This is a genomic window from Enterobacter sp. MGH 33 (assembly GCF_000534535.1).
Classification (GTDB): Bacteria; Pseudomonadota; Gammaproteobacteria; order Enterobacterales; family Enterobacteriaceae; genus Enterobacter; species Enterobacter hormaechei_C.
The window spans coordinates 1203512-1217080 of sequence record NZ_KI973212.1; the positions used below are offsets into that span (position 1 = coordinate 1203512).

Consider the following 13569-nt stretch of genomic DNA (forward strand, 5'->3'; position numbering starts at 1 on the left):
TCCAGACGTCTAAATCAATCCACCTCTGTGCGATGAGCACTTTATTGCGCTGCGATTCATGAGATACTAGCTGAACAAGACTTTTTCAGGAGCAAACCGGTGGCAAAATCTGTACCCGCAATTTTTCTCGATCGTGACGGCACTATTAATGTGGATCACGGTTACGTCCATGAGATTGATGAGTTCGAATTTATCGAGGGCGTAATAGATGCCATGCGCCAGTTGAAAGAGATGGGCTATGCGCTGGTGGTGGTAACTAACCAGTCCGGTATCGCCCGGGGTAAATTCACCGAAGCGCAATTCGAGACGCTGACGGAATGGATGGACTGGTCTCTGGCCGATCGTGGCGTCGATCTTGATGGCATCTATTATTGTCCGCATCACCCGCAGGGAAGTGTAGAGGCGTATCGTCAGACCTGTGATTGCCGTAAGCCACACCCGGGCATGTTTATCTCTGCACAGGAATTCCTGCACATTGATATGGCCGCATCTTATATGGTGGGCGATAAACTGGAAGATATGCAGGCAGCAGCGGCGGCAGGTGTAGGTTCCAAGGTATTAGTGCGTACCGGTAAACCGGTCACCCCAGAAGCAGAAAATGCAGCCGACTGGGTGATAACTAGTCTGGCAGAACTGCCAAAAGAGATTAAAAAGCACCAAAAATAGGCGTTTTGGCGAAAAGGTGAGCGGTTGAAATAAAAATGCATTTTTCCGCTTGTCATTCCTCGGCGGCTCCCTATAATGCGCCTCCATCGACACGGCAGATGTGAATCACTTCACAGACAACCCGGTCGGTTGAAGAGAAAAAATCCTGGAATAACGGGTTGACTCTGAGAGAGGAAAGCGTAATATACGCCACCTCGCGACAGAGCGCTGAAGCGCGTCGCAACTGCTCTTTAACAATTTATCAGACAATCTGTGTGGGCACTCAAAGTGACATGGATTCTTAATGTCTTCGGACACTAAATGAATACCAAGTCTCAACGAGTGAACACGTAATTCATTACGAAGTTCTTTTCTTTAGAAATAAAGAAACATTGAGCATCAAACTTTTAAATTGAAGAGTTTGATCATGGCTCAGATTGAACGCTGGCGGCAGGCCTAACACATGCAAGTCGAACGGTAACAGGAAGCAGCTTGCTGCTTCGCTGACGAGTGGCGGACGGGTGAGTAATGTCTGGGAAACTGCCTGATGGAGAGGGATAACTACTGGAAACGGTAGCTAATACCGCATAACGTCGCAAGACCAAAGAGGGGGACCTTCGGGCCTCTTGCCATCGGATGTGCCCAGATGGGATTAGCTAGTAGGTGGGGTAACGGCTCACCTAGGCGACGATCCCTAGCTGGTCTGAGAGGATGACCAGCCACACTGGAACTGAGACACGGTCCAGACTCCTACGGGAGGCAGCAGTGGGGAATATTGCACAATGGGCGCAAGCCTGATGCAGCCATGCCGCGTGTATGAAGAAGGCCTTCGGGTTGTAAAGTACTTTCAGCGGGGAGGAAGGCGACAAGGTTAATAACCTTGTCGATTGACGTTACCCGCAGAAGAAGCACCGGCTAACTCCGTGCCAGCAGCCGCGGTAATACGGAGGGTGCAAGCGTTAATCGGAATTACTGGGCGTAAAGCGCACGCAGGCGGTCTGTCAAGTCGGATGTGAAATCCCCGGGCTCAACCTGGGAACTGCATTCGAAACTGGCAGGCTAGAGTCTTGTAGAGGGGGGTAGAATTCCAGGTGTAGCGGTGAAATGCGTAGAGATCTGGAGGAATACCGGTGGCGAAGGCGGCCCCCTGGACAAAGACTGACGCTCAGGTGCGAAAGCGTGGGGAGCAAACAGGATTAGATACCCTGGTAGTCCACGCCGTAAACGATGTCGACTTGGAGGTTGTGCCCTTGAGGCGTGGCTTCCGGAGCTAACGCGTTAAGTCGACCGCCTGGGGAGTACGGCCGCAAGGTTAAAACTCAAATGAATTGACGGGGGCCCGCACAAGCGGTGGAGCATGTGGTTTAATTCGATGCAACGCGAAGAACCTTACCTACTCTTGACATCCAGAGAACTTAGCAGAGATGCTTTGGTGCCTTCGGGAACTCTGAGACAGGTGCTGCATGGCTGTCGTCAGCTCGTGTTGTGAAATGTTGGGTTAAGTCCCGCAACGAGCGCAACCCTTATCCTTTGTTGCCAGCGGTTAGGCCGGGAACTCAAAGGAGACTGCCAGTGATAAACTGGAGGAAGGTGGGGATGACGTCAAGTCATCATGGCCCTTACGAGTAGGGCTACACACGTGCTACAATGGCGCATACAAAGAGAAGCGACCTCGCGAGAGCAAGCGGACCTCATAAAGTGCGTCGTAGTCCGGATTGGAGTCTGCAACTCGACTCCATGAAGTCGGAATCGCTAGTAATCGTGGATCAGAATGCCACGGTGAATACGTTCCCGGGCCTTGTACACACCGCCCGTCACACCATGGGAGTGGGTTGCAAAAGAAGTAGGTAGCTTAACCTTCGGGAGGGCGCTTACCACTTTGTGATTCATGACTGGGGTGAAGTCGTAACAAGGTAACCGTAGGGGAACCTGCGGTTGGATCACCTCCTTACCTTAAAGAACCTGCCTTTGCAGTGCTCACACAGATTGTCTGATGAAAAACAGCAGTAAAAAACCTCTACAGGCTTGTAGCTCAGGTGGTTAGAGCGCACCCCTGATAAGGGTGAGGTCGGTGGTTCAAGTCCACTCAGGCCTACCAAATTTTTGCTGATGCTGCGTTGCGGCGACACTCACATACATAAGTATGCTTCGTGTCACCACGGCTTGCCTCAACAAAAATTACCGGTACAGAGGTGACTACGATGGGGCTATAGCTCAGCTGGGAGAGCGCCTGCCTTGCACGCAGGAGGTCTGCGGTTCGATCCCGCATAGCTCCACCATCTTTTACTGCGAACACAAGAAAACTTCAGAGTGAACCTGAAAAGGTGCACTGCGAAGTTTTGCTCTTTAAAAATCTGGATCAAGCTGAAAATTGAAACGACACACAGCTCATGTGTGTTCGAGTCTCTCAAATTTTCGCAAGTCGATGATGAATCGAAAGAAACATCTTCGGGTTGTGAGGTTAAGCGACTAAGCGTACACGGTGGATGCCCTGGCAGTCAGAGGCGATGAAGGACGTGCTAATCTGCGAAAAGCGCCGGCGAGGTGATATGAACCCTTGACCCGGCGATGTCCGAATGGGGAAACCCAGTGCAATCCGTTGCACTATCGTTAACTGAATACATAGGTTAACGAGGCGAACCGGGGGAACTGAAACATCTAAGTACCCCGAGGAAAAGAAATCAACCGAGATTCCCCCAGTAGCGGCGAGCGAACGGGGAGCAGCCCGGAGTCTGAATCAGCTTGTGTGTTAGTGGAACGGTCTGGAAAGTCCGACGGTACAGGGTGATAGTCCCGTACACGAAAATGCACATGCTGTGAACTCGAAGAGTAGGGCGGGACACGTGGTATCCTGTCTGAATATGGGGGGACCATCCTCCAAGGCTAAATACTCCTGACTGACCGATAGTGAACCAGTACCGTGAGGGAAAGGCGAAAAGAACCCCGGCGAGGGGAGTGAAAAAGAACCTGAAACCGTGTACGTACAAGCAGTGGGAGCCTCTTTATGGGGTGACTGCGTACCTTTTGTATAATGGGTCAGCGACTTATATTCTGTAGCAAGGTTAACCGTATAGGGGAGCCGAAGGGAAACCGAGTCTTAACTGGGCGTTAAGTTGCAGGGTATAGACCCGAAACCCGGTGATCTAGCCATGGGCAGGTTGAAGGTTGGGTAACACTAACTGGAGGACCGAACCGACTAATGTTGAAAAATTAGCGGATGACCTGTGGCTGGGGGTGAAAGGCCAATCAAACCGGGAGATAGCTGGTTCTCCCCGAAAGCTATTTAGGTAGCGCCTCGTGAACTCATCTTCGGGGGTAGAGCACTGTTTCGGCTAGGGGGCCATCCCGGCTTACCAACCCGATGCAAACTACGAATACCGAAGAATGTTATCACGGGAGACACACGGCGGGTGCTAACGTCCGTCGTGAAGAGGGAAACAACCCAGACCGCCAGCTAAGGTCCCAAAGTCATGGTTAAGTGGGAAACGATGTGGGAAGGCACAGACAGCCAGGATGTTGGCTTAGAAGCAGCCATCATTTAAAGAAAGCGTAATAGCTCACTGGTCGAGTCGGCCTGCGCGGAAGATGTAACGGGGCTAAACCATGCACCGAAGCTGCGGCAGCGACACTTATGTGTTGTTGGGTAGGGGAGCGTTCTGTAAGCCGTTGAAGGTGTGCTGTGAGGCATGCTGGAGGTATCAGAAGTGCGAATGCTGACATAAGTAACGATAAAGCGGGTGAAAAGCCCGCTCGCCGGAAGACCAAGGGTTCCTGTCCAACGTTAATCGGGGCAGGGTGAGTCGACCCCTAAGGCGAGGCCGAAAGGCGTAGTCGATGGGAAACAGGTTAATATTCCTGTACTTGGTGTTACTGCGAAGGGGGGACGGAGAAGGCTATGTCAGCCGGGCGACGGTTGTCCCGGTTTAAGCATGTAGGCGGAGGTTCCAGGTAAATCCGGTACCTTATTAACGCTGAGGTGTGATGACGAGGCACTACGGTGCTGAAGTGATAAATGCCCTGCTTCCAGGAAAAGCCTCTAAGCATCAGGTAACACGAAATCGTACCCCAAACCGACACAGGTGGTCAGGTAGAGAATACCAAGGCGCTTGAGAGAACTCGGGTGAAGGAACTAGGCAAAATGGTGCCGTAACTTCGGGAGAAGGCACGCTGATATGTAGGTGAAGCCCCTGCGGGTGGAGCTGAAATCAGTCGAAGATACCAGCTGGCTGCAACTGTTTATTAAAAACACAGCACTGTGCAAACACGAAAGTGGACGTATACGGTGTGACGCCTGCCCGGTGCCGGAAGGTTAATTGATGGGGTTAGCGGCAACGCGAAGCTCTTGATCGAAGCCCCGGTAAACGGCGGCCGTAACTATAACGGTCCTAAGGTAGCGAAATTCCTTGTCGGGTAAGTTCCGACCTGCACGAATGGCGTAATGATGGCCAGGCTGTCTCCACCCGAGACTCAGTGAAATTGAACTCGCTGTGAAGATGCAGTGTACCCGCGGCAAGACGGAAAGACCCCGTGAACCTTTACTATAGCTTGACACTGAACACTGGTCCTTGATGTGTAGGATAGGTGGGAGGCTTTGAAGCGTGGACGCCAGTCTGCGTGGAGCCAACCTTGAAATACCACCCTTTAATGGCTGGTGTTCTAACGTAGACCCGTTACCCGGGTTGCGGACAGTGTCTGGTGGGTAGTTTGACTGGGGCGGTCTCCTCCCAAAGAGTAACGGAGGAGCACGAAGGTTGGCTAATCCTGGTCGGACATCAGGAGGTTAGTGCAATGGCATAAGCCAGCTTGACTGTGAGCGTGACGGCGCGAGCAGGTGCGAAAGCAGGTCATAGTGATCCGGTGGTTCTGAATGGAAGGGCCATCGCTCAACGGATAAAAGGTACTCCGGGGATAACAGGCTGATACCGCCCAAGAGTTCATATCGACGGCGGTGTTTGGCACCTCGATGTCGGCTCATCACATCCTGGGGCTGAAGTAGGTCCCAAGGGTATGGCTGTTCGCCATTTAAAGTGGTACGCGAGCTGGGTTTAGAACGTCGTGAGACAGTTCGGTCCCTATCTGCCGTGGGCGCTGGAGAATTGAGGGGGGCTGCTCCTAGTACGAGAGGACCGGAGTGGACGCATCACTGGTGTTCGGGTTGTCATGCCAATGGCACTGCCCGGTAGCTAAATGCGGAAGAGATAAGTGCTGAAAGCATCTAAGCACGAAACTTGCCCCGAGATGAGTTCTCCCTGAGACTTTAAGTCTCCTGAAGGAACGTTGAAGACGACGACGTTGATAGGTCGGGTGTGTAAGCGCAGCGATGCGTTGAGCTAACCGATACTAATGAACCGTGAGGCTTAACCTTACAACGCCGAAGGTGTTTTGGCGAAGAGACAGACACAATTTTCAGCCTGATACAGATTAACAGAATTTGCCTGGCGGCTGTAGCGCGGTGGTCCCACCTGACCCCATGCCGAACTCAGAAGTGAAACGCCGTAGCGCCGATGGTAGTGTGGGGTCTCCCCATGTGAGAGTAGGGAACTGCCAGGCATCAAATTAAGTAGTAAGCCGGTGCATTAATCCGGTGGTTACAGAAGTATTCGGTGGAGCGGTAGTTCAGTCGGTTAGAATACCTGCCTGTCACGCAGGGGGTCGCGGGTTCGAGTCCCGTCCGTTCCGCCACTTATTAAAAGCCCTGAGCGTTAGCTCAGGGCTTTTTTCTTATCTGTCGTTTGATTGTTGCGAAATTAGCAAAAATCCTCTGCGTTTCACGATCTTTTTCGTCATAACAACTACAGCGATAATTCTCCTCAGTTTATGAACATAACGATTGAGGAATCATATGACTATCCCTGCACTGGGTCTGGGCACTTTCCGCCTGAAAGACGATGTTGTTATTGCATCTGTTAAAACCGCACTTGAGTTGGGCTATCGTGCTATTGATACGGCGCAGATTTATGATAACGAAGCTGCCGTAGGCCAGGCCATCGAAGAGAGTGGCGTACCGCGCGACGAACTTTTCATCACCACTAAAATCTGGATTGAGAATCTCGGCCAAGACAAGCTGATCCCAAGCCTGAAGGAAAGTCTGAAAAAGCTGCGTACTGACTATGTTGATCTGACGCTGATCCACTGGCCATCACCTGACGATGCCGTCTCTGTGGAGGAGTTCATGCAGGCGCTGCTGGAAGCGAAAGAGCAGGGCTTAACGCGTAAAATTGGCATCTCTAACTTCACCATCCCGTTGATGGAAAGGGCCATTGCCGCAGTGGGTAAAGAAAATATTGCCACCAACCAGATTGAACTCTCTCCTTACCTGCAAAACCACAAAGTCGTGGAATGGGCGAAACAGCATGGTATTCACATCACCTCGTACATGACGCTGGCATATGGTAAGGCGCTGAAAGATGAAGTGATTGCACGCATCGCTGAAAAACACAATGCGACAGCCGCACAGGTGATCCTGGCATGGGCGATGGGTGAGGGCTATGCCGTGATCCCGTCTTCAACCAAACGTGAAAACCTGGCAAGTAACCTGTTAGCGCGGGATCTCCAGCTTGATGATGAAGATAAAAACGCGATCGCTGCACTGGAATGCAACGATCGTCTGGTCAGCCCGGAAGGGTTAGCACCAGACTGGGATTAATAAAAGCCCTTCCTCTGTACCCTTAAACCCTCACACAGCTCCTCCGGGAGCTGTTTTTATATGTTCGCTAAGGAAGTCGATAAAAGCGCGTATGCGCGTACTTACCGCTCTGTCACTGTAATACACTGCGCTAAAAGGCATCTCTACAGGTAAGCGTTTGTCAGCCATCAGTTCTACAAGCTGACCCGCAGCTATTTCCTTATCAATCATATAGTCTGATAAACAGGCGATCCCATTTCCTTCAAGACAAAGCTGTTTCAGCGTTTCTCCGCTATTAGACGAAAGTCCGCAAGTGATCTCATGAAGTTGTCCGTCATGACAGGCCACGGGCCAGGTGTTCAACGAAACAGGTTCCGTAAAGCCCAGGCACAGGTGCTGCTTCAGCTCCTCAACGGTCTCCGGTTTGCCATGCTCTGCAATATATTGCGGTGACGCGATAATTTTGCGGTAGCTGGTGAACAGTGGGCGAGCGCGTAAACTTGAATCCGTCAGGGTTCCCGCGCGGATCGCCACATCAACTTTACGCTCAATCAGGTTAATAAACGTCTCTGAAGAGACCAGGGACAGAGTCATCTCCGGATAACGTTCCCGGAATGGCTTGATTAACGGCATCAGAAAATGAAGCACGACCGGCGTCGCCGCATCAATGCGTAGCAATCCACGCGGAGTGCTACGCGACTCCATTATTTCCGTCTCAGCTGCCGCCATCTCCTGCAAAACGGATTGCACGCGGCGAAAATAACGTTCACCTTCTTCCGTCAGGCTGAGCTGCCGCGTTGTTCTGTTGAGCAGACTTACCCCGAGCTTCATCTCCAGCTTTTTCACCGAGCGGCTGATGGCGGAGTTCGCCTGCCCGAGCTGTTCGGCCGCACGGCTGAAGCTGCCGCTTTCAACAACGGCAACAAAGATAGTCAGTTCTTCCGATGTGGCTTTCATTATTGCATCATCCGCAAAATTCTATTGAGATTGTAACCATTTTTGTTATTTAAACACTGGCGCATACTGCCTGTCATCTTAATCCTGAAGAGACGGAGTATTTATGCCACTGGCGCTTCTTGCCCTGACGATCAGTGCCTTCGCAATTGGCACGACCGAATTTGTTATTGTAGGACTTGTTCCCACTATTGCTGAACAACTCGCCATTTCGCTGCCTTCTGCCGGGCTGCTGGTATCTATTTACGCGTTAGGCGTCGCTGTTGGGGCGCCTGTGCTGACCGCACTGACTGGACGCTTTCCACGTAAACAACTGTTAGTTGCCCTGATGGTGCTCTTCACCGCCGGCAATATTCTGGCGTGGCAGGCTCCGGACTACACTACCCTGGTCATTGCCCGTTTGCTGTCTGGCCTCGCGCACGGTGTCTTCTTCTCCATCGGTTCTACGATTGCAACCAGCCTGGTGCCAAAAGAGAAAGCGGCGTCAGCCATTGCGATTATGTTTGGCGGCTTAACCGTCGCGCTGGTCACCGGCGTACCGTTAGGAACGTTTATTGGGCAACATTTTGGCTGGCGAGAAACCTTCCTCGCGGTATCGCTGTTGGGCGTGATTGCTCTGGTAGCCAGCCTGCTGCTGGTGCCCTCCAGTATTCCGGGGCGCGCGAGCGCCAGCCTGAGCGATCAGGTTAAGGTTCTGACACACCCGCGCCTGCTGCTGATCTATGCCGTTACGGCTCTGGGTTATGGAGGTGTGTTCACTGCGTTCACTTTCCTTGCACCGATGATGCAGGAGCTGGCTGGTTTTTCTCCGGGCGCAGTGAGCTGGATTTTACTGGGCTACGGTATCTCCGTTGCAATCGGCAATATCTGGGGCGGCAAGCTTGCGGATAAGCATGGTGCGGTACCGGCGCTAAAATTTATCTTCGCCGCGCTGGTTGTCCTGCTGATGATTTTCCAGTTCACCGCGTCGATACAATACGCAGCGCTGGTAACTGTGTTGGTTATGGGAATATTCGCGTTTGGTAACGTACCGGGATTGCAGGTCTATGTTGTACAGAAAGCCGAACGCTATACGCCCAATGCGGTGGATGTCGCATCCGGCCTGAATATCGCCGCATTCAATATCGGTATCGCACTCGGATCGGTTATCGGCGGGCAGACGGTTGAACACGTTGGATTAACCCAAACGCCATGGATTGGTGCGGTAATTGTGCTTGTCGCTTTCCTGCTTATTGGTCTGAGTGGACGGCTTGATAAACCCGCTCGTATCGCGCTTGGATAAGTATCAGTAAGTGCTTGCTTACAAAACTGGAAAGCGGTTTCTCAGTAATTGCGTTGAAAGTGTGACCTAAAATCCCTATAACATTAGAACCAGTCCGTTTTCCGGGCTGGTTCATGTTACAGAGGTCGTTTCCAAAAGTGCGAAAAAATACCTATGCCATGCGTTATGTTGCCGGAATGCCCGCGGAGAGGATCTTGCCTCCGGGGTCGTTTGCGAGCCTGGGTCAGGCATTACCAGCGGGCACGCCATTAAGCAGTGACGAAAAAATTCGCGTACTGGTGTGGAACATCTTTAAACAACAGCGTGCGGAGTGGTTATCCGTACTTAAAAATTTTGGTAAAGATGCGCATCTGGTTCTGTTACAGGAGGCGCAAACCACGCCTGAGCTGGTCAGGTTTGCAACGACAAACTATCTTGCAGCCGATCAGGTGCCTGCCTTTGTTCTGCCACAGCATCCTTCTGGGGTGATGACCCTTTCAGCCGCACATCCGGTCTATTGCTGCCCGCTGCGTGAACGTGAGCCAATCCTGCGTCTGGCAAAATCGGCGCTGGTCACGGTCTATCCGTTGCCCGACACCCGTCTGCTGATGGTGGTAAACATTCATGCGGTGAACTTCAGCCTGGGTGTTGATGTGTACAGTAAGCAGTTACTACCCATTGGCGATCAGATTGCTCATCACAGTGGGCCGATCATTATGGCCGGGGACTTCAATGCCTGGAGCCGTCCACGTATGAACGCGTTGTACCGCTTCGCGCGTGAAATGTCGCTGCGTGAAGTTCGTTTTAACGATGACCAGCGCAAGAAAGCGTTTGGTCGTCCTCTCGATTTTGTCTTCTATCGGGGTTTAAGCGTGCACGACGCCTCCGTTCTGGTGACGCGCGCCTCCGATCATAATCCTCTACTAGTTGAATTCAGTCCCGGCAAACCTGATAAATAATGGTGCGTCAGGTCTGCCGTGGGGCAGGCCTGTGCGGGTGCTGCCCTTTATTTTTTAACCCATAAAAGGACAGCAACATGACAACAACACACTCCCATCATGACAACGTCGAAAAACAGTTTGGTTCTCAGGCAAGTGCCTACCTGAGCAGCGCCGTGCACGCCTCTGGCCGCGATCTGGTACGTCTCGGCGAACGGCTCGCCGCGTTTCCTGACGCGCACGTGCTGGACTTAGGCTGCGGGGCGGGGCACGCCAGTTTTACCGCCGCACAGCAGGTTGCTCAGGTGACGGCATATGACTTATCGAGCCAGATGCTGGATGTGGTTGCTGAAGCGGCGAAAGCGAAAGGGCTGAATAACGTCACGACGCGCCAGGGCTACGCTGAATCTTTACCCTTTGAGGATGCGTCGTTTGAGGTTGTGATTAGCCGTTACTCTGCACACCACTGGCATGATGTGGGGCAGGCATTACGGGAAGTGAAACGCGTGCTCAAACCGGGCGGAATCTTCATCATCATGGACGTGATGTCTCCCGGACATCCAGTACGAAATATCTGGCTCCAGACGGTTGAAGCGCTGCGTGATACCTCGCACGTGCAAAACTACTCCAGTGGAGAGTGGCTTACGTTTATCACCGAAGCCGGCTTGATTTCACGCTCATTGATAACCGACCGTTTGCCGCTGGAGTTCACATCATGGATTGCACGGATGCGCACACCCGAGGCATTGACTCAGGCGATCCGATTGTATCAGGAGAGCGCCTCTGCTGACGTGAAGGCGTACTTTGAACTGCATGATGATGGTTCGTTTACCAGCGACACCATTATGGCTGAAGCGCAAAAAGCGGGATAAATAAAAAAGGCACCGAGGGGAATCGGTGCCTTTTTAACAAGCGATCGTACTATCAGGAATCTGGCGTAGCGCTGTTTTTCACAAACAACGTCAGCTGGTCGCCAGGTTGCAGGTTGTCAGTATCGTTGTTCCAGCGCATCACATCTTTGATGTTTACGCCGTGACGCTTAGCAATACTGGACAGCGAGTCGCCTTTACGTACGCGATAGGTAATGCTATCGCTGTTTTTAGCGAGACGCTGTGCGCTGCTACCTGCACCTACGGACAGCGTTTGACCCACTTTCAGACCAGATCCGCGCAGATTATTCCACTGCTGGAGATCTTTCGCATTCACGCCAAGACGTGATGCAATACCTGAAAGCGTATCACCTGAACGCACCTTATAGCTGCGGCTGCTTACAGGCGACGTATCAGCGATCAGCGTGGACTGAACGGCTGCAATTTCACCCGAAGCTAAAGACTCTCGTAACTGTTCCGCATGTTTCTGCGGAACCATCACATAGCCAGGGCCACTAGCGCCCAGCGTGGAGCCTTTAACACCTGCATTAAAGGTTTTAAGCTTACTTACCGACATACCCGTCATATCTGCAACCTGTTGAATATCAACCGGGCTGCTGAGGCGGACACGCGCCAGTGCACGACTTTCGTCTGGTGTTGGCAGTTGTACACCGTAACGTTTGCTGTTCTTGAGAATATCGCCCAGTGCCAGCATTTTCGGTACGTAAATCTTTGTTTCCTGTGGCAGTGAGAGCGACCAGAAGTCTGTGGGTTTTCCACGCGCTTTATTCGCTTTCATTGCCTTCAGTACACGACCTTCACCACTGTTATACGCCGCGACGGTCAATAACCAGTCGCCGTCAAACATCTTGTTCAGACGTTGCATCATGTCGAGAGCGGCTGTCGTTGAAGCGACAACATCACGACGCGCATCGTAGTTGCGGGTCTGCTTTAAACCATAATTTCGCCCTGTGCTCGGAATGATCTGCCAGATGCCTGCTGCATTGGCGCCAGACGTCGCGTGCGGGTCAAAAGCGCTCTCCACTATGGGTAGTAGTACCAGTTCCATAGGCATGTTACGTTTCTTAACTTGCCCGGCTATCCAGTACATATACGGCTCTGCCCGTAATGTTACATCGTGGAGATAGCTCTTATTTCTCAAATACTTCTGTTTCTGTTCGCGAATCCGGCTGTTTTCCGGAATTCCCATCTTTAGCTCGTCGCCAATAGAGGCCCACAAGTCTTGTTCCTGCGCGAAGGATGTCCCATCGTCCAACCATCGCGCCTGACTCGTAAACTTCCCTGCTTCCCCTTGACCAGCCGCAGAAAGGCTCTGTGCGTGCTGTTGTACGTTGCTGCCGTTTTGTGACTGGCAACCTACAAGCAGGACAGAGGCGAGTAATATCGCTTTTGCCTTCATGTGTGTGTCAATAGTTGCTTAAAAGACGAGCGATGATAACGGCGAAATTTTGAAAAGGCAACCCGCAATTATCTGAAGTTATCTTTCTTTGACCTTAACCATGCAAATCGCGCTTCAGGTTGTAACAAATTTGTTTCTTGATTAATTTTATTAATTAAATCAACATCATCAGTTCTTAAAAATAAATTTATTTGTCGCTCATTTTTCAGAATTACGGGGAGTGTTTTTTGGTTTTTTGCACGTAACTCCTTCACTTTCTGGTAATAATCCTGAATCGCCCGATCCTCAGGCAGCACGCTTGCAGCAAACTTCATATTCCCTAATGTATACTCATGTGCGCAACAAATTACGGTGTCGGCTGGCAGCGCATTAATTTTTTGTAAAGATTGATACATCTGTTCTGGCGTGCCTTCAAACAGCCTTCCACAGCCGCCAGAAAACAGCGTGTCGCCACAAAACAGATAAGGTTTGCTGTAGAAACAGATATGCCCGGAAGTGTGACCTGGCGTAGCAAATACGGAAAACTCCCACCCGAGGATGAGGATACTTTCGCCTTCTTCGACAACTTGCGTTGTACCCTTATCCTGTGTCTCTGCTGGTCCGTAGACGGGGAGATGGGGATAGCGCGCAAGGAGATCGGGAACACCGCCGACATGATCGTGATGGTGATGGGTAAGGAGGATCGCTTCCGGCTGCCAGCCGTTTTCTTTTATCGCGTGCAGGATCGGTGCGGATTCGCCTGGATCAACAATGATGCATCTGCGATCGTCGTCGACTAAAACCCAGATGTAATTGTCCTGAAAGGCGGAAATACTGATAAGATTCATGCATTACCTCTTATAGCGTGGCGGGTGTTT

8 protein-coding genes, 3 tRNA genes and 3 rRNA genes are annotated in these 13569 nt (G+C 51.7%); 11 read left to right on the forward strand and 3 right to left on the reverse strand.

What is annotated here, in order from left to right; all coding sequences use genetic code 11:
* The first annotated feature begins 99 nt into the window (after positions 1 to 99).
* From gmhB to dkgB, 8 genes are all read left to right on the forward strand, one after another.
* A complete protein-coding gene (gene gmhB, locus L379_RS18285) occupies positions 100 to 666 on the forward strand; it encodes a D-glycero-beta-D-manno-heptose 1,7-bisphosphate 7-phosphatase (RefSeq protein WP_032652632.1) in 567 nt (188 codons plus the stop codon).
* Positions 667 to 1054: 388 nt separating this feature from the next.
* Positions 1055 to 2596 (forward strand): 16S ribosomal RNA (locus L379_RS18280).
* 70 nt (positions 2597 to 2666) lie between these two features.
* Positions 2667 to 2743 (forward strand) — tRNA-Ile (locus L379_RS18275).
* Between the two features lie 105 nt (positions 2744 to 2848).
* A tRNA-Ala gene (locus L379_RS18270) sits at positions 2849 to 2924 on the forward strand.
* A 180-nt stretch (positions 2925 to 3104) separates the two neighbouring features.
* Positions 3105 to 6010, forward strand: a 23S ribosomal RNA gene (locus tag L379_RS18265).
* Between the two features lie 69 nt (positions 6011 to 6079).
* Positions 6080 to 6195, forward strand: a 5S ribosomal RNA gene (gene rrf, locus L379_RS18260).
* The 16S, 23S and 5S rRNA genes sit together here with 3 tRNA genes alongside, the layout of an rRNA operon.
* A gap of 55 nt (positions 6196 to 6250) precedes the next feature.
* Positions 6251 to 6327: transfer RNA gene (locus tag L379_RS18255), tRNA-Asp, on the forward strand.
* Between the two features lie 160 nt (positions 6328 to 6487).
* Entirely contained in the window at positions 6488 to 7291 is an 804-nt protein-coding gene (gene dkgB, locus L379_RS18250) for a 2,5-didehydrogluconate reductase DkgB (protein ID WP_032652633.1), read from the forward strand.
* 30 nt (positions 7292 to 7321) lie between these two features.
* On the opposite strand, the gene yafC is transcribed toward dkgB, so the two are convergent.
* Positions 7322 to 8227 carry a DNA-binding transcriptional regulator YafC gene (gene yafC, locus L379_RS18245; RefSeq protein ID WP_015571393.1) on the reverse strand — a complete coding sequence of 302 codons (906 nt, stop codon included), beginning with the start codon at positions 8225 to 8227 and terminating at the stop codon, positions 7322 to 7324.
* A 103-nt stretch (positions 8228 to 8330) separates the two neighbouring features.
* Between yafC and L379_RS18240 the strand changes: the two genes are divergently transcribed.
* The 3 genes from L379_RS18240 to L379_RS18230 all read left to right on the forward strand — a co-directional run bounded on the left by L379_RS18240 (position 8331) and on the right by L379_RS18230 (position 11295).
* A complete protein-coding gene (locus L379_RS18240; RefSeq protein WP_015571392.1) occupies positions 8331 to 9506 on the forward strand; it encodes an MFS transporter in 1176 nt (391 codons plus the stop codon).
* Positions 9507 to 9643: 137 nt separating this feature from the next.
* On the forward strand, positions 9644 to 10444 hold the full coding sequence (locus L379_RS18235) for an endonuclease/exonuclease/phosphatase family protein (RefSeq protein ID WP_026080641.1): 801 nt from the start codon (positions 9644 to 9646) through the stop codon (positions 10442 to 10444).
* Between the two features lie 77 nt (positions 10445 to 10521).
* The gene (locus L379_RS18230) at positions 10522 to 11295 is read left to right on the forward strand and encodes a class I SAM-dependent methyltransferase (protein ID WP_015571390.1); all 774 of its coding nucleotides are present in this window, start codon (positions 10522 to 10524) and stop codon (positions 11293 to 11295) included.
* A 52-nt stretch (positions 11296 to 11347) separates the two neighbouring features.
* Here the strand turns inward: L379_RS18230 and mltD are convergent, their stop codons facing one another.
* Positions 11348 to 12712, reverse strand: coding sequence for a murein transglycosylase D (gene mltD / locus L379_RS18225; RefSeq protein ID WP_032652635.1), 1365 nt, complete (start codon positions 12710 to 12712; stop codon positions 11348 to 11350).
* 68 nt (positions 12713 to 12780) lie between these two features.
* Entirely contained in the window at positions 12781 to 13539 is a 759-nt protein-coding gene (gene gloB / locus L379_RS18220) for a hydroxyacylglutathione hydrolase (protein ID WP_032652637.1), read from the reverse strand.
* Between the last annotated feature and the right edge of the window lie 30 nt (positions 13540 to 13569).

Bases quoted from the DNA above. Each gene is read 5' to 3' on its own strand.
- dkgB (WP_032652633.1), top strand. From the start codon at position 6,488: ATGACTATCCCTGCACTGGGTCTGGGCACTTTCCGCCTGAAAGACGAT.
- yafC (WP_015571393.1), bottom strand. From the start codon at position 8,227: ATGAAAGCCACATCGGAAGAACTGACTATCTTTGTTGCCGTTGTTGAA.
- L379_RS18240 (WP_015571392.1), top strand. From the start codon at position 8,331: ATGCCACTGGCGCTTCTTGCCCTGACGATCAGTGCCTTCGCAATTGGC.
- L379_RS18230 (WP_015571390.1), top strand. From the start codon at position 10,522: ATGACAACAACACACTCCCATCATGACAACGTCGAAAAACAGTTTGGT.
- mltD (WP_032652635.1), bottom strand. From the start codon at position 12,712: ATGAAGGCAAAAGCGATATTACTCGCCTCTGTCCTGCTTGTAGGTTGC.
- gloB (WP_032652637.1), bottom strand. From the start codon at position 13,539: ATGAATCTTATCAGTATTTCCGCCTTTCAGGACAATTACATCTGGGTT.